A 14,649-nucleotide genomic window follows, 5' to 3' on the forward strand; every position below is an offset into this window, starting at 1 on the left:
GTGCACGTCCCTCATGCGGAACAGTCGCTATTATATCAGGCTCAGTTCTGCTTGTCAAGAACTTTTTTCAGGCGTTTTCGCCCTCCATCTCTTGACCCGCTTCTCTTCATCGCCGCTAAACAGCTTAGTTACTATAGCATACGGTCTTTACAAAAGTCAATACGCCTGTTTACACTTTGTTTACTTTTTTCTGTAAGGCGCTTTTTTGTTTACATAATCTTTCCATATCGGTTTTCGATTTAATAAATTCATATTTATTATTAGCAACACTTATCTATTTTTTATTCTCTCTTCGTCATTTTGCCATATCATATTGACCATAATTAAAAAAATGACGCCGGAGTATCCGGCGTCACAGTCTACTTACATTTTATAAAAGTATCGGCTGAAGCTGCTCTCCCCCCAGCGCCGCAGCCAGCGTTTCATTGATTTTATTAAAGTCAGCCGCCAGCGATGTCGGCTTTTTCTCAAAGTCATCCTGTCCAAAGGGCACGAAGTAATAATTCTTCCGTATCAGGAGCTCCCCGATATTCCCAGCACTGGCTGCGAGACCGTCATTGGTGGAAAATGCAATCACCACCGGCTTTCCGCACCGCAGAACGGACTTCGCCGCCATTGTCACTGCCGTATCTGTAATACCGCCCGCCAATTTCGCCAGTGTATTCCCGGTGGCCGGTGCGATCACAAGCGCGTCCACTACGCCCTGCGGTCCTAATGGCTCCACTGCTGGGATGTCATATAACACCTCATGGCCTGTCAATTCTTCCAGCTTTTCCAAAAGAGTCTCCGATGTACCGAAGCGCGTATCCGTAAAAGCGGCGTTTTCCGAGGCGATCGGTATCACCGTTTCATATTCCTGTGTCAGTTTCTCCAACGCCTTCAGCGCCTTTTCATGCGTGCAAAAGGAACCGCAAAGTGCAAAGCCGATTCGCTCCGTTCTCATAAAATGACCCCCTGCTCTTTCAAGATTTCAAAAACCGTATCCCGGATGATTCTGCCTGCCGTGCACGGCATCAGTTTCCCCGGTAGCGCCCGCGCCCAAACAATGGTCAGGCCAAGAGCCTCCGCTGCCGAAGCATCAATACCCCGAATGGACGCCACATCCACGCAGAGGCAGCCCGGCTTTAACTGCTTCAGCGCATTTCCCCCGAAAATCGGGGCCGGCACGGTATTGACCACCACATCAAATTCCGATAAAGCACCATCCAGCCTGTCGATGGAGCACGCATCATAACCATAGGCCACGGCCCAAGCCAGAGACTCCGGGCGTCTGGCCGCCGCCGTGACATTTGCCCCCATAGCGCTCAGGCGGTGACACAGCAGCTTGCCGATACGCCCAAAGCCCAGTACCAGACAGCGGCTCCCCAGCAGCGAGCGCTCCAAACGCTCCAAAATCACCTGAACTGTCCCCTCCGCCGTGGCGGCGGCGTTGGCAACTGTCAGTTCCTCCCGCTTGAAATAGTCGATGAGGTTCAGGTCCAGCTCTGCCGCCTCCGCCGCCTGAGCCGGCTTTACCTGCCCGGCCAGCAAGAGCTGATTCCGCCGCATTTGCCGCAGCAGCGCACCGATGCCCCGCTGCTCCCCCTCTATGTTGATGGTATCTCCCTCCCGGCACAGCGGCAGCGGCAGCACCACCACCTCCGCCGACACGGCCCTTTCCCAATCCATTTCCCCTGCGGCGCCGTAAGCCGCCGCCTGGTATCCGTCCTGCCGCAGCAGCTTCAAAAGCTCCGCCTGTCTCCGATCTCCGCCAATTACTCCAAATAGCAAATCCACGCACCCCCTTGCCTCAGCGTATGACGCCAGCGCAAATCGGTGCGTGGATTTAATTCGTTTTTAATTTTTCCGCTTCTGCCAGCAGGTCTTCCCGATTATTTGACAAACGGCCATCCATAACACGGTCCAGCAGCATTTGTAAAACACGGCCCAACTCCGGCCCTCGATATCCCAAGGGCTTCAGATCGTTTCCATTGATTGCCAGTTGCTTCAGGGTAAAGCAGCTGCCGCGTGCAAGCTCCGCATTCAGCAATGCCTCCACCCGGTCAATATCCTGCTGCCGATAGTGGAACTTTTTCGCCTGCCCCATATTGTCCGCCCGCTGGACATCCAGCAAATTCCGAAAGTCCTCCTCGCCGAAGCGGTTCAGCATCCGACGGACACCCTTTTCCGTCTGAACGCGGTGATCGTGCCACTCCACCAGCTCCGCAATGCGCGCCCGGCTCTCACCGTCAAAGCGCAGGCGATTCATCGCCCCCTCCGCAATGCGGCGGGATACCACGCCATGTCCCATGAAATGTCCGATTCCTTTTTCGTCCAGCGCAAAACATTCCGGCTTTCCCATATCGTGAAACAGAACCGTCCACCGCAGCAGCGGTGTCGGTGGCGCGGCCTCCATCGCGTGCAATGTGTGCTCCCAAACATCGTAGCAGTGGTGCGGGTTTCTCTGGTCAAAGCCGAGCATCGGCAAAACCTCCGGCAGAACCGTCCCCACAATTTGCGGAAAGTGCCGCAGCACCGCCGCCGCGGATGGTCCGCACAGCAGCTTTGTCAGCTCCTCCCGCACCCGCTCCGGCGCGATTTCCCGCAGCAGCTCCCGGCAATTCTCCATAGCCGCCGCCGTTTCCCGCTCCACGGTGAAGTCCAGCACCGCCGCGAACCGCAGGCACCGCAAAATTCGCAGCGCATCCTCGGAAAAGCGCTTCTCCGGCTCTCCCACACAGCGGAGCACACCGTTTTTCAAATCCTCCCGGCCATGGAAGGGGTCATGCAGTCTCCCGGCAAGTTCCATTGCCATGGCGTTTACCGTAAAATCCCGCCGGGAAAGGTCCTCCTGCAAAGAATCTGTAAAAGTGACCTGCTCCGGGTGGCGGTGATCCGCGTAAGCACCGTCCGTGCGGAACGTTGTTGTCTCCACCCGGTTCATGCCGCTACAGACCGTGACCGTACCGTGCTTCAATCCCGTAGGCAGCGCACAGTTGCCAAACAGCGCCATGGTCTGCTCCGGCCTTGCCGATGTGGTCATATCCCAGTCTCCCGGCGTCCGCCTCAGCAGCAGGTCCCGCACACAGCCGCCCACGCAGTATGCCTCAAACCCTGCCGCTTCCAGCGTTGTCAGCACATAGCGGACAAAGGGCGGGATCGCAGCCGCAAGCTCCCGGTATTCTTCCATATTTCCCGCCCCTTTCAGTTGCATTTTTTCGTCCCGCATATTATAATAAGTTAGTTTAAATATTGCAATACGTTTTCTATCGCTGTGAGGCCGTTTTCATTGCTTCACACCTACGATTTTTGAAAGGAAGACATCTTCTATGATGAACAATCCCAAGCCCATTTCCGACTATCTGCTTCCCGGTAAGCGCGCGCATCTTGTCGGCATCGGCGGCGTATCCATGTGCCCGCTGGCGGAGGTCCTTGCCGGTAAGGGCATTTTAGTCCAGGGCTCTGACATGACGGAAAGCAACGCGGTAAAAAATCTGCGTGCCAAGGGTATCTCCGTTTCCATCGGCCACAACGCCGAAAACCTTGGCGACTGTGATTTTGTGATTCGCACCGCCGCCGTGCACGATTCCAATCCCGAGATCGCCGGTGCCGTGGCCCGTGGTATCCCCGTCTACGAGCGGGCGCAGGCGTGGGGCGCGCTGATGCGCCGGTATCCAAACGCCCTGTGCGTCTCCGGCACCCACGGGAAAACCACTACCACCTCCATGTGCACCCACATTTTCATGGCGGCTGAAAAGGACCCCACCGTTATGATCGGCGGCACACTGCCGCTGCTGCACTCCGGCTACCGGGTGGGCCACGGCGATACCATCATTTTGGAATCCTGCGAATACTGCAACAGCTTTCTGAGCTTTTATCCCACTGTCGCCGTAATTCTCAATGTGGAGGCCGACCATCTGGATTTTTTCAAGGACCTGACCGACATCCAGCGCTCCTTCCGTAAATTTGCGGAGCTGGTCCCCGCAGACACCGGCTGGACAGTCGCCAACTACGATAACGAGAGCACCCACACCGCCCTCAGCGGCTATGATAAACGGCTGTTCTGGTTCAGTCTCCACGCTTCCGATGCGGACTGCCATGCGGAAAATATCTCTTGGAAAGACGGTCTCCCCAGCTTTGACATTCTGATTCACGGCGAGAAATACGCCCATGTCTCCTTGAAGGTCGGCGGTGAGCACAATATCTGCAACGCGCTGGCCGCCGCATCCGCTGCCTATGTGCTGGGCCTTCCCGGCAGCGCCGTGGAGGAGGGGCTCCGCGACTTCCACGGTGCCGGGCGCCGCTTTGAGTACAAGGGAGAATACCACGGTGCCAAGGTCTACGATGATTACGCCCACCATCCCGATGAGCTCCACGCTCTTTTGACCATGGCCCGCAGCCTTGGCTGCAAGCGGCTGGTGGTAGCGTTCCAGCCCCACACCTATTCCCGCACTGCCAAGCTGTTCGACCGCTTTGTGGAGGAGCTGAAGCTGGCGGATGTTGCCGTTCTGGCGGAAATTTACGCCGCCCGGGAGCAGAACACCATGGGAATTTCCTCCGCCGATCTGGCCCGGAACATTCCCGGCAGCGTCTACTGCTCTACTTTAGATAAGGTAACTGCCCAGCTGCGGGAGCTGGCCCGCCCCGGCGACCTGATCCTCACCGTAGGCGCGGGCGACATCTACCGGGCCGGTGAAAAACTGCTGAGCGAAACGGAGGATTGACCGTGACCGTTTCTGAGATTTACACCACCGCTCCCACCCAAGGACCCGAAAAGGTTCTGGAGAGCTTCGCCCTGTTGGACCAGCTCCACATCCCGTACAGCCGGGTGGAGCACGAGCCTGCCGAGACCATGGAGGCCTGCGCCGCCATTTCTGACGCGCTGGGCATCCGCATCTGCAAAAACCTTTTCCTCTGCAACCGCCAAAAGACCGATTTCTACCTGCTGACCATGCCGGAGGACAAGCCCTTTCACACCAAGGACCTCAGCGCCCAGATCGGCTCCTCCCGGCTCTCCTTCGCCCCGCCGGAACTGATGGAAGAACTGATTCACTGCACCCCCGGCTCCGCCAGCGTTTTAGGACTGGCCTATGACACGGAGCATCGGGTCCGGCTGCTGATGGACCGGGAGACCTACGAGGCGGCGCAGTTCGGCTGCCATCCCTGCCTGAACACCGGCAGCCTGCGAATGGCCACCGCCGACCTTCTGAACGTGTTCCTCCCCCACACCGGCCACACGGTCACGGTAGTGGACCTGCCCAATGAATAAGGAGGCGCCATGAAAAAGTTGATTGCCGCTCTGGCCCTGCTCTCTGTTCTCTCCCTTTCCGCCTGTGGCAGCTCCGATACCGCACTCCAACAGGAAAACGAATCGCTCCGTCAGCAGATATCGGCGCTGGAGGCCGAGCGGGACGAGCTTGCCAAGGAAAACAAGAACCTGACAGATGAAAATGCCGCACTGGATGACACCGCCCCGGAATCTGGGGATGAGGAGGCCAATCCCATTGACCGTTTCTTTGAAAACGTAGATGCCGGTTCCTCTACCGCAGAGATGAACGCCGTGGCCGACAGTTGGGCCGGCGCATGGGAGGCTGAGTGCCGGAATGTTGCCAAATGGCTGAAGGGACAACTTCCGCTTCAGGAGGATCAGGCATTAGTGGATGCCTACATCGCCGCTGCCGAGGGACAATCCTCCCGGATGGACGTCATGGCCATCTATCCCATTGCGGACCTCTCCGTTCCACAGGATGACCGGGCCAATTCCAGCGGCAGTCTCCGGGGTGTCCTTTGGGCCGGTGCCCACCAGCAGATCTGGAAGGACACCTTCTACCAGTTACTCTATGTTGCCCCGGACTATGCCGGCGGTTTGGATTCCGCCGTGTCCTATCAGTTTCTCTTTGACACAGCGGCGGCGCAGGCACAGTTAGATTCGCTGTTTTCCGCAGATTAAAAATCCGTTACCCATTGTAACCGAATTGCAGTTGACATAAAATTCCACACCCCATATACTATTCTAAAAAACAGATATGGGATGGATTTTTTATGAAACAGACGCGCTTACTTTTGCTGGCCGCAGCGCTGGCCCTTTCTCTCACCGCCTGCGGCGGCTCCCAAACAGATACACCATCGGAATCGGACACAGCGGAGCCTGAAGTCCCGGAGACCGAGGCCCCGGCAGAAGAAAATGGGTCCGATGATTCCCGATATAGGGCCGCATTGCTTGAATTTGAAGCAGATACGGCGGAGCACGCTTATGGCCGCGTACTATGGGACGCTTACCAATGGGGAATCGTTCCGGACTCGAATAGGCTCCAGTTACCGGATTACGGCGCTTCGAAATTTGCCGACGCCAACAGCTTTGCCATTTATGACGTTGACAATGATGGCCGGGAGGAACTGCTGTTCTGCTGGCCCAACGATATTGTAGCCGACAGGGCCGCATACATCTTGGAATATGCAAACGGGAAAATTCAAGAAGAAATCCAACTCTACCCCTCAAATATGACTTTTTACGACAACGGTGTTATTCAGGAGGGTTGGTCCCATAGTCAAGGCTTTGCCGGCGAAAATTTCTGGCCCTACTATCTTAATGTCTATGACCCGGAAACGGATACCTATGAAACGGCCGGGGCTGTAGACGCATGGGATGTCAGCTGTTACGCAGACAATTTTCCAACTGATATTGACCAAGACGGAGATGGAATGGTGTACTTCCTTCTCATTACGGACGAGGATTGGAAGCAGCGATATGGCAGCGAGCTTACCTCGATTGCCGAAGCGGCGGTAGATGGTCCAGTCTATGATGCTTGGCGGGACAGCATTTTACAGGATGGCCAGCCTATAGAGATTCCATGGCTGCCGCTGACACGGGAAAACATCGCCGCCCTGGGGTATCCGGAACCGGAAATGTCAAAGCCGGAGGATTTATTCGCGGGCTGATGTACCCCCATTGCTTACAGCATCTCCATCCTGAGCTTCATTGTAAAAAAACTGCCTGCCGCAATGCGGCAGGCAGTTTTATCACTATTTTTACTTGCTCAACTGCTCGTCAATTGCCTTGGCGGCGGTCTTGCCGGCGCCCATAGCCAGAATGACGGTAGCAGCGCCGGTCACGGCGTCACCACCGGCGTAAACGTGCTCACGGGAGGTCAGACCGTCCTCATTGACCACGATGCCGCCCTTCTTGTTGATCTCAAGGCCCTTGGTGGTAGACTTGATGAGGGGGTTGGGGCTGGTGCCGAGAGACATAATCACGCAGTCCACGTCCAGATCAAACTCACTGCCGGGAACCTCGATAGGGCGGCGGCGACCGGAGGCATCCGGCTCACCCAGCTCCATCTTGATGCAGCGAATCTTGCTGACATCATCGTTCTCGTCTGCCAGAATTTCAACAGGGTTGCAGAGTGTCTTGAAGATGACGCCCTCCTCCTCGGCGTGCTCGACCTCCTCCTTACGGGCAGGCAGCTCCTCCATGCCGCGGCGGTAGACGATATACACCTCGGCACCCAGACGCTTGGCACAGCGGGCGGCGTCCATAGCCACGTTGCCGCCACCGACAACGGCGACCCGCTTGGGATGCTGGATGGGAGTATCGGAGCCCTCGCGATAGGCTTTCATCAGGTTGATACGGGTCAAGAACTCATTGGCGGAATACACACCGCGATAGTTGATGCCGGGGATGTCCATGAACATGGGCAGACCGGCGCCGGAGCCGATAAACACAGCCTCAAAGCCCTGCTCGTCCATCAGCTCGTCCACAGTGATGGTGCGGCCCACAACGGTATCCGTTGCGATAGTGACGCCCAGCGCCTTCAAACCGTCCACTTCCTTCTGCACGATGGCCTTAGGCAGACGGAACTCGGGAATGCCGTACACCAGCACGCCGCCGGCCAGATGCAGCGCCTCAAAAACAGTGACCTCATATCCCTTGCGGGCCAGATCGCCGGCGCAGGTCAGGCCGGAGGGACCGGAGCCCACCACTGCCACGCGGTGGCCGTTGGAGGCGGGCTTCTCCGGGGCGGCAGTGGCGTGCTCGCGATGCCAGTCGGCCACGAAGCGCTCCAGACGGCCAATGCCGACAGGCTCACCCTTGATGCCGCGGACGCAATGCTTCTCGCACTGGCTCTCCTGCGGGCAGACACGGCCGCAGACTGCGGGCAGCGCAGAGGTGGCGGCAATTATCTGATAGGCAGCCTCAAAGTCGCCCTTGGCCACCTCGGCAATGAAGTCGGGAATATGTACCATCACGGGGCAGCCCTGCATACAGGGCTTGTTCTTGCAGTTCAGGCAGCGGGCAGCCTCGTCCAGAGCCTGCTCCTCCGTATAGCCCAGAGCGACCTCCTCAAAGTTCTTGTTCCGAACGTTGGGGTCCTGAGAGGGCATGGGATTTTTCTTCAAAGACATATTGGCCATGATTATTCGGCCTCCTTCTTCAGCAGGTTGCAGGTCTCCTCGTACTTGTGCTTTTCCCAAGCACCGTACATCTGATTGCGCTTGACAGCCAGATCCCAGTCTACCTTGTGACCGTCAAAATCCGGGCCATCCACGCAGGCGAACTTCATCTCGCCGCCGACAGCCAAACGGCAGCCGCCGCACATACCCGTACCGTCGATCATGATGGGGCTCATGGAAACGGTGGTGGGAATGCCGTAGGGCTCCGTTGTCTTGGAGACAAACTTCATCATGACCATGGGGCCGATGGCAAACACCTCATCGTACTGGTTTCCGGCCTCGATAAGCTCCTTCAGCGCATCGGTCACAAGACCCTTGCGGCCATAGGAGCCGTCATCGGTGCAGACCACCAGCAGATCGCTGGACTTGCGGAAATCATCCTCCAGAATCACCAGATCCTCGGAACGGAAGCCGACGATGGCGTGTACCTCAGCACCGTCATCATGGAACTTCTTCAGCACGGGATACGCAATGGCGCAGCCGACGCCGCCGCCTACCACTGCAACCTTCTTCTTGCCCTCGGTCTCGGTGGGCTTGCCAAGAGGACCCACAAAGTCCGCCAGATAATCGCCCTCCTGCATCATGCTGAGCTTTTTCGTGGTTGCGCCTACGGTCTGGACAATGATCGTGACCGTGCCCTTTTCGGGGTCATAGGCGTTGATCGTAATGGGGATACGCTCGCCATTCTCATCCGTACGCAGAATGATGAACTGGCCGGGCTGGGCCTTTTTGGCAATGAGGGGCGCCTCGATCTCATAGAGAGTCACAGTGGGTCTCAGTGCCTCTTTTCTTACGATTCGGTACATACGCTTCCTTCTTTCCTTTCCGCATCTAAAAAATTCTGCCAAGCAGAACGATACATTGTTTGAATTTTAACATACTTCCCGCTATCCGTCAACAGCTTTCCCGAAAATTATACTGAAAACATTAGCTCTTCAAGTGTTTTTCACCAACAGACCGGCCCGGAAGCGTGACCCGGCGTCCCTCCGTCTGCACCAGCCCTTCCTCCTTCAGGTGCCGCAGCTCCCGCATCATTGCGCTGCGGTCTGTGGCGATATAGTCCGCTAACACGCTGAAGGAAAACGGCAGCATAAAGGACGTCCCATGGTTCCGCTCAGCCTGCTGGTGAAAATAGCACAGCAGCTTGTCCCGGATCGAGCGCCGGGACAGTACATCCACCCGCTCGCTGAGGGCCTGTGCCTTATCACTGAGCAGTCCCAGCATATTCTGCACCAGAACACTGTGGTAGGTACAGGCGTTCTGGCATCGGCGCAGCAAATGCGGATAGTCGATAAACAGAATATCGCAGGCGCTCCGGGCCACCACCTCCAGACTGTCCCCCATGGAACCGGCAAAGGCCAGATTCCGGCCGAACACGCCGCCGGGGCCCATTTCCTCCAGCACGGTAGCCACCCCCTCCTCATCGATTCGAATCAGGGACGCGCTGCCGCGCTCCACGATGCCGATAGCATCCGCCCGGCTCCCCGCAAAATCGTAAATCATCTCCTCTGGCAGAAAGGACCGCTTCACCGCCTGAAAGCAGGTCAGCATCCGTCGATAGTCCTCATAGCTAATATTTTCAAACAGCGGGCTTGTCCGCAGCTCCTGTGAGGTCATCATATTTCCCATCTCCTTTTTGTTGCATATATCACAGCTTCATCATATCAAATTCTTGCACGAATGCAAGCCCTTTATCCCAATTATTTTTTCACAAAAAGTTCAAGACTTTTCCTCCTTCTCATTGTATAATATTATTAACCAATAAGAACAACCACGCTGAACAAGGTCTGAAAAGGAAAGGAGCATTCAAGCGTGAATATCGCCTATTTTCTTCTCCCCAAAAGTCGAATCGCCTATCTGTACGATGATTTCACGATTCGGCAGGGGCTTGAAAAGATGCGTAACCGCGGCTATACCGCCATTCCCGTCATCACCCGGGACGGGCGTTATGTCGGCACCGTCAGCGAAGGAGACTTTTTGTGGCGGCTTTTGTCGGACGGAACGGACCTGACCATGAAAAAGGCAGAGTCGCTGCGTGTGTGCGATATCATCGGCAATAAATATCCCGCTGTTCGAATTACCGTCACCATGGACGCGCTGCTAGAAAGCGCCATGAACCAGAACTTTATTCCGGTGGTAGACGATTTGGACAAGTTTATCGGCATCGTCACCCGCCGGGACATCATTGGGTACTTAGCAAAAAAAGAGACTGCCGCGTTGGACCGCCTCCCCTCTAAAATCAGTTGAAAAAACCGGTCGATGTGAACCATCGGCCGGTTTTCCTTTTTATTATCAGCGCTATGCTTGAAACTCGAATTGATTGCAAAAAGAGAATGCCGCACTGCTTGTGCGGCATTCTTTTCTGATTTCTTAATAGAAACGCTTCTTGTTCTTGCGAGCGGCCTCAGACTTCTTGCGGCGCTTCACGCTGGGGCTTTCATAATGCTCTCTCTTGCGAACCTCGGCAATCACGCCGGCCTTGGCGCAGCTACGCTTAAAACGCTTCAGTGCGCTGTCGATGGATTCGCCTTCCTTGACATGAATCTCAGACATTTATATTTCCCTCCCTCCGAGACATCCGGCTTCATCCTGGATGCTTAGGGGCTACGTATAGCCTTAACGAAGATATTATAAGAAATACAACGCAGAATGTCAAGAACAATTTTTCCGTTTCGGAGTAAATTTACTGCGGCTTCACGATTAGGTTGATGAGGCGGTTCTTGACAAGAATTGTCTTGACGATCTGCATTCCGCTGGTGGCCTTCTGCACCTTGTCCACAGCCAGTGCGGCGGCCTTCACAGTCTCCTCATCACTGTCAACAGGCATCTGGACCGTACCCTTCATCTTGCCGTTGACCTGAATGGCCATCTCCACGGTAGAGGCGATGGTCTTGCTCTCATCGTATACCGGCCACTCTGCCTGGCAGCACATCTTGCCCGTCTGCGCGGCAAAGCCCAGCTTCTCCCACAGTTCCTCGGTGATGTGGGGTGCAAATGGATTCAGCAGGCGCAGCAGGATGCTCAGATCGCCCCGGGTCACGCCGTTGGCGGTCATTTCGTTCACGGCGGTCATCATGGCGGCGATGGCGGTGTTCATCTTCAGGGTGTCGATATCGTCCGTGACCTTTTTGATGGTCTTGTGGAGGATGGCCTCGTTGGCCGGGGTCAAGTCCTCGCTGTCAGCGGCGGTCTCCGCCAGGTTCCACACCTTGTCCAGGAACCGCTTGGAGCCCTTCACCGCGTCGGTGGACCAGGTGGCCGCCTGCTCGAAGTCACCCACGAACATGATATAAAGACGCATGGTGTCCGCGCCGTACTGCGCCACAATGTCATTGGGGTTCACCACGTTGCCCCGGGACTTGGACATCTTCTCGCCGCCCTCGCCCAGAATCATGCCGTGGCTGGTGCGCTTTGCATAGGGCTCCTTGGTGGGCACGGCACCAATATCATAGAGGAACTTATGCCAGAACCGGGAGTACAGCAGATGCAGCGTGGTGTGCTCCATGCCTCCGTTATACCAGTCAACGGGAGACCAGTATTCCAGAGCCTCCTTAGAGGCCAGAGCCTTGTCATTGTGGGGGTCCATATAGCGCAGGAAGTACCAGCAGGAGCCAGCCCACTGGGGCATGGTGTCCGTTTCACGCTGGGCAGGGCCGCCGCACTTGGGGCAGGTGGTGTTCACCCAGTCCGTCATCTTGGACAGCGGAGACTCGCCGTCATCGGTAAGCTCATAGCTCTTGACCTCCGGCAGCAGCAGCGGTAACTGCTCCTCCGGCAGCGGTACCCAGCCGCACTTTTCGCACTTCACCAAAGGAATCGGCTCGCCCCAGTAGCGCTGACGGCTGAACACCCAGTCACGAAGCTTGAAGTTGGTCTTGGGATGGCCGATGCCATGCTCCGTGACCCACTTCTTCATGGTGGGAATGGCTTCCTTGACGGTGAGGCCGTTGAGGAAGTCGGAGTTGACCATGATGCCGGTATCGTCCTTCAAAGCGAAGGCGCACTTGGTCACGTCGCCGCCCTTGACCACCTCCACGATGGGCAGGCCGAAGGTGGTGGCGAAGTCCCAGTCGCGCTGGTCATGGCCGGGCACGCCCATGACGATGCCGGTGCCGTAGCCCATCAGCACGTAGTCGGAAACGAAAATGGGGATGTGCTTGCCAGTGACGGGATGGACGGCCTCGATGCCCTCCAGCCGGACGCCGGTCTTTTCCTTGTTCAGCTCGCCGCGCTCGAAGTCGGACTTCCGGGCGGCCTCCTGCCGGTATGCCTCCACAGCGTCCCAGTTGGTCAGCTGATCCTTCCACTGAGCGAGGTAGGGGTGCTCGGGAGAGATGACCATATAGGTCACGCCGAACAAGGTATCGCACCGGGTGGTATAGACTGTCAGCTTGTCGCCGTTAGTGGCGGTGAAGTCCACCTCAGTGCCCTCGCTGCGGCCGATCCAGTTGCGCTGCTGGATCTTGACCCGCTCGATATAGTCCACATCATCCAAATCGTCAATAAGGCGGTCGGCATACTTGGTGATAGCCAGCATCCATTGGGACTTCTCCTTGCGGATGACCTCGCTGCCGCAGCGCTCGCAGACGCCCTCCACAACCTCTTCGTTTGCCAGCACGCACTTACAGCTCGTGCACCAGTTCACGGGCATGGACGCCTTATAGGCAAGGCCATGCTTGAAAAGCTGCAAAAAGATCCACTGGGTCCACTTGTAGTAGCTGGGGTCCGTGGTGTCCACCACCCGGTCCCAGTCAAAGGAATAGCCCAGCATGTGAAGCTGCTTGGTGAAGTTGGCAATGTTCTGCTTGGTAACGATGGCAGGATGGATGTGGTTCTTGATGGCGTAGTTCTCCGTGGGCAGGCCAAAGGCATCAAAGCCGATGGGGAACAGCACATTGTAGCCCTGCATCCGCTTTTTCCGGCAGATGATGTCCATAGCGGTAAAGGGGCGGGCATGGCCCACATGGAGCCCCTGACCAGAGGGATACGGGAACTCAATGAGGCCGTAAAACTTTTCACGGGTCTTGTCGCCGGTCACAGCGGTAAAGGGCTTTTCCTCCAGCCACTTCTCCTGCCATTTCTTTTCAATGGCTGTAAAATCGTACTTCATGGTTGACTCCTTTTATCTGAAATGTTCTGCATTTTGATTGATTTGATCTCAGGACCGCTTTTGTGTCCGCCACTTGACGCGCCACCAGACCAGCTGAACGGCCAGTGCGAGCAACGCTGCCGCGCACAGCATCTTGAAAGCGGTTGCCGGTTCAAAAAGGGGCTGGCCCCATTTTTCTGTTCCGTACACGGACAAGCAAGCACAGGACACAAGGAAGGACAGGGCGTTTCCCCAAAGCAGGGCTTTCAGGCTGTTTCTGTGGTATGCCCATTTCATCAGCGTAAAAAAGCCGATGATATACAGGAAATTCGCTAAGAATTTGCCTGTTTCCCCACGACCCCAAAGGCCCAGATACACATAGGGGAGGCCATAGGCCAGAAAAGGGACGGGGGAATCCCACAGCTTTTTCATCCTGCAACACCTCACGCTTTCCGCCGAATAAAGAAAATGCCCCTAAGCCTTACGGCTCAGGGGCGTTGAAAACGCGGTACCACCCTGTTTCCGCCGGTTTCCCGGCGCTCGGTGCAGCAGATAACGATGCCAGCCGGCCCGCCCTACTTTCCTTCAGGCGGAACGCTCCGGGGCCAGTGCTCCCGTGCGCCCCCACCGACTCACACCGGCCATCGGCTCTCTTGAGGCGGGCTTCACGGGTTTTCTCCCCATCCAAGCGTTTAATGGTCATATTTTAAAGGGCTTTTTCGCATTTGTCAAGTGGTTTTTCCATTTTCCGCCTCGGGGCCCTCCTGCTCCACAGAGCGCAGCAGCTCCTCGGCGGATATTCCGAACAGCTTTGCCAGCGCCAGCAGATTGGAGGTGCTGGGGTCCGCCGTTCCGGTCTCCCACTTGCTCACCGCCTGACGGCTGACGCCCAAGGACTCCGCCACAAATTCCTGCGTCATTTTGCAGCGGACCCGGTGCTCCTTCAGAACCTCGCCCAAAGAGCGGCGGACCTCCGCCTTTTCCTTCCGGACCTCTTCGGAGCGGTTGTACTTCTTCAGCGCCTTGATTCCCTGCATGACAGCGTAGACCACAAGCCCCAAAATCGCCAGCCGCACCAACGTAACCACCAGCAGTAAAATAATCGATGTCGATGCCATTAACATATGACC

15 protein-coding genes and 1 other annotated feature are annotated in these 14,649 nt (G+C 56.5%); of the genes, 5 read left to right on the forward strand and 10 right to left on the reverse strand.

Annotated features, from left to right (window positions below; translation table 11 throughout):
• Positions 1-370: 370 nt before the first annotated feature.
• The 3 genes from PY311_RS11960 to PY311_RS11970 are packed head-to-tail and all read right to left on the reverse strand — an operon-like array spanning position 371 to position 3,169.
• Complete coding sequence (locus PY311_RS11960) at positions 371-943, reverse strand: dipicolinate synthase subunit B (protein ID WP_286148929.1); 573 nt, start codon at positions 941-943, stop codon at positions 371-373.
• The gene (locus tag PY311_RS11965) at positions 940-1,770 is read right to left on the reverse strand and encodes a dipicolinate synthase subunit DpsA (RefSeq protein WP_286148930.1); all 831 of its coding nucleotides are present in this window, start codon (positions 1,768-1,770) and stop codon (positions 940-942) included. Before PY311_RS11965 ends, PY311_RS11960 begins: the two co-directional genes overlap by 4 nt.
• 55 nt (positions 1,771-1,825) lie before the next feature.
• Positions 1,826-3,169, reverse strand: coding sequence for a CCA tRNA nucleotidyltransferase (locus PY311_RS11970; RefSeq protein WP_286148931.1), 1,344 nt, complete (start codon positions 3,167-3,169; stop codon positions 1,826-1,828).
• 139 nt (positions 3,170-3,308) lie between these two features.
• Between PY311_RS11970 and murC the strand changes: the two genes are divergently transcribed.
• The 4 genes from murC (at position 3,309) to PY311_RS11990 (ending at position 6,918) form a co-directional block, all read left to right on the forward strand.
• Positions 3,309-4,703, forward strand: coding sequence for a UDP-N-acetylmuramate--L-alanine ligase (murC, locus tag PY311_RS11975; protein WP_286148933.1), 1,395 nt, complete (start codon positions 3,309-3,311; stop codon positions 4,701-4,703).
• Positions 4,704-4,705: 2 nt separating this feature from the next.
• Positions 4,706-5,248 (forward strand): prolyl-tRNA synthetase associated domain-containing protein, encoded by a 543-nt coding sequence (locus PY311_RS11980; protein ID WP_286148934.1) that lies wholly within the window; start codon positions 4,706-4,708, stop codon positions 5,246-5,248.
• 9 nt (positions 5,249-5,257) lie between these two features.
• Positions 5,258-5,929 carry a cell division protein ZapB gene (locus tag PY311_RS11985; RefSeq protein WP_286148935.1) on the forward strand — a complete coding sequence of 224 codons (672 nt, stop codon included), beginning with the start codon at positions 5,258-5,260 and terminating at the stop codon, positions 5,927-5,929.
• Between the two features lie 92 nt (positions 5,930-6,021).
• Positions 6,022-6,918 (forward strand): hypothetical protein, encoded by an 897-nt coding sequence (locus PY311_RS11990; RefSeq protein WP_286148937.1) that lies wholly within the window; start codon positions 6,022-6,024, stop codon positions 6,916-6,918.
• A gap of 90 nt (positions 6,919-7,008) precedes the next feature.
• On the opposite strand, the gene gltA is transcribed toward PY311_RS11990, so the two are convergent.
• The 3 genes from gltA to PY311_RS12005 all read right to left on the reverse strand — a co-directional run bounded on the left by gltA (position 7,009) and on the right by PY311_RS12005 (position 10,050).
• Positions 7,009-8,391, reverse strand: a complete 1,383-nt coding sequence (gene gltA, locus PY311_RS11995; protein ID WP_286148938.1) for an NADPH-dependent glutamate synthase — start codon at positions 8,389-8,391, stop codon at positions 7,009-7,011.
• Positions 8,392-8,393: 2 nt separating this feature from the next.
• A complete protein-coding gene (locus tag PY311_RS12000; protein WP_286148939.1) occupies positions 8,394-9,236 on the reverse strand; it encodes a sulfide/dihydroorotate dehydrogenase-like FAD/NAD-binding protein in 843 nt (280 codons plus the stop codon).
• Positions 9,237-9,357: 121 nt separating this feature from the next.
• Positions 9,358-10,050 (reverse strand): Crp/Fnr family transcriptional regulator, encoded by a 693-nt coding sequence (locus PY311_RS12005; protein ID WP_286148940.1) that lies wholly within the window; start codon positions 10,048-10,050, stop codon positions 9,358-9,360.
• A gap of 192 nt (positions 10,051-10,242) precedes the next feature.
• Between PY311_RS12005 and PY311_RS12010 the strand changes: the two genes are divergently transcribed.
• Positions 10,243-10,677, forward strand: coding sequence for a CBS domain-containing protein (locus PY311_RS12010; protein ID WP_286148941.1), 435 nt, complete (start codon positions 10,243-10,245; stop codon positions 10,675-10,677).
• Positions 10,678-10,800: 123 nt separating this feature from the next.
• Here the strand turns inward: PY311_RS12010 and rpsU are convergent, their stop codons facing one another.
• The 4 genes from rpsU to PY311_RS12030 all read right to left on the reverse strand — a co-directional run bounded on the left by rpsU (position 10,801) and on the right by PY311_RS12030 (position 14,643).
• Positions 10,801-10,983, reverse strand: coding sequence for a 30S ribosomal protein S21 (rpsU, locus tag PY311_RS12015; RefSeq protein ID WP_187014086.1), 183 nt, complete (start codon positions 10,981-10,983; stop codon positions 10,801-10,803).
• 130 nt (positions 10,984-11,113) lie between these two features.
• Positions 11,114-13,540, reverse strand: a complete 2,427-nt coding sequence (gene leuS, locus PY311_RS12020) for a leucine--tRNA ligase (RefSeq protein ID WP_286148942.1) — start codon at positions 13,538-13,540, stop codon at positions 11,114-11,116.
• Between the two features lie 48 nt (positions 13,541-13,588).
• Positions 13,589-13,951, reverse strand: coding sequence for a hypothetical protein (locus PY311_RS12025; protein ID WP_286148943.1), 363 nt, complete (start codon positions 13,949-13,951; stop codon positions 13,589-13,591).
• Positions 13,952-14,006: 55 nt separating this feature from the next.
• Positions 14,007-14,215 (reverse strand) — a binding site (T-box leader).
• Between the two features lie 32 nt (positions 14,216-14,247).
• The gene (locus tag PY311_RS12030) at positions 14,248-14,643 is read right to left on the reverse strand and encodes a helix-turn-helix domain-containing protein (protein ID WP_434059947.1); all 396 of its coding nucleotides are present in this window, start codon (positions 14,641-14,643) and stop codon (positions 14,248-14,250) included.
• Positions 14,644-14,649: the final 6 nt, after the last annotated feature.

The organism is Neopoerus faecalis (genome assembly GCF_029218125.1).
Lineage (GTDB): Bacteria > Bacillota > Clostridia > Oscillospirales > Oscillospiraceae > Oscillibacter > Oscillibacter faecalis_A.

Coding starts and splice junctions, on each gene's coding strand:
- leuS (WP_286148942.1), bottom strand. CDS start 13,540: ATGAAGTACGATTTTACAGCCATTGAAAAGAAATGGCAGGAGAAGTGG.
- PY311_RS12025 (WP_286148943.1), bottom strand. CDS start 13,951: ATGAAAAAGCTGTGGGATTCCCCCGTCCCTTTTCTGGCCTATGGCCTC.
- PY311_RS11990 (WP_286148937.1), top strand. CDS start 6,022: ATGAAACAGACGCGCTTACTTTTGCTGGCCGCAGCGCTGGCCCTTTCT.
- PY311_RS11985 (WP_286148935.1), top strand. CDS start 5,258: ATGAAAAAGTTGATTGCCGCTCTGGCCCTGCTCTCTGTTCTCTCCCTT.
- PY311_RS12005 (WP_286148940.1), bottom strand. CDS start 10,050: ATGATGACCTCACAGGAGCTGCGGACAAGCCCGCTGTTTGAAAATATT.
- rpsU (WP_187014086.1), bottom strand. CDS start 10,983: ATGTCTGAGATTCATGTCAAGGAAGGCGAATCCATCGACAGCGCACTG.
- PY311_RS11960 (WP_286148929.1), bottom strand. CDS start 943: ATGAGAACGGAGCGAATCGGCTTTGCACTTTGCGGTTCCTTTTGCACG.
- murC (WP_286148933.1), top strand. CDS start 3,309: ATGATGAACAATCCCAAGCCCATTTCCGACTATCTGCTTCCCGGTAAG.
- gltA (WP_286148938.1), bottom strand. CDS start 8,391: ATGGCCAATATGTCTTTGAAGAAAAATCCCATGCCCTCTCAGGACCCC.
- PY311_RS12030 (WP_434059947.1), bottom strand. CDS start 14,643: ATGTTAATGGCATCGACATCGATTATTTTACTGCTGGTGGTTACGTTG.
- PY311_RS11970 (WP_286148931.1), bottom strand. CDS start 3,169: ATGGAAGAATACCGGGAGCTTGCGGCTGCGATCCCGCCCTTTGTCCGC.
- PY311_RS12000 (WP_286148939.1), bottom strand. CDS start 9,236: ATGTACCGAATCGTAAGAAAAGAGGCACTGAGACCCACTGTGACTCTC.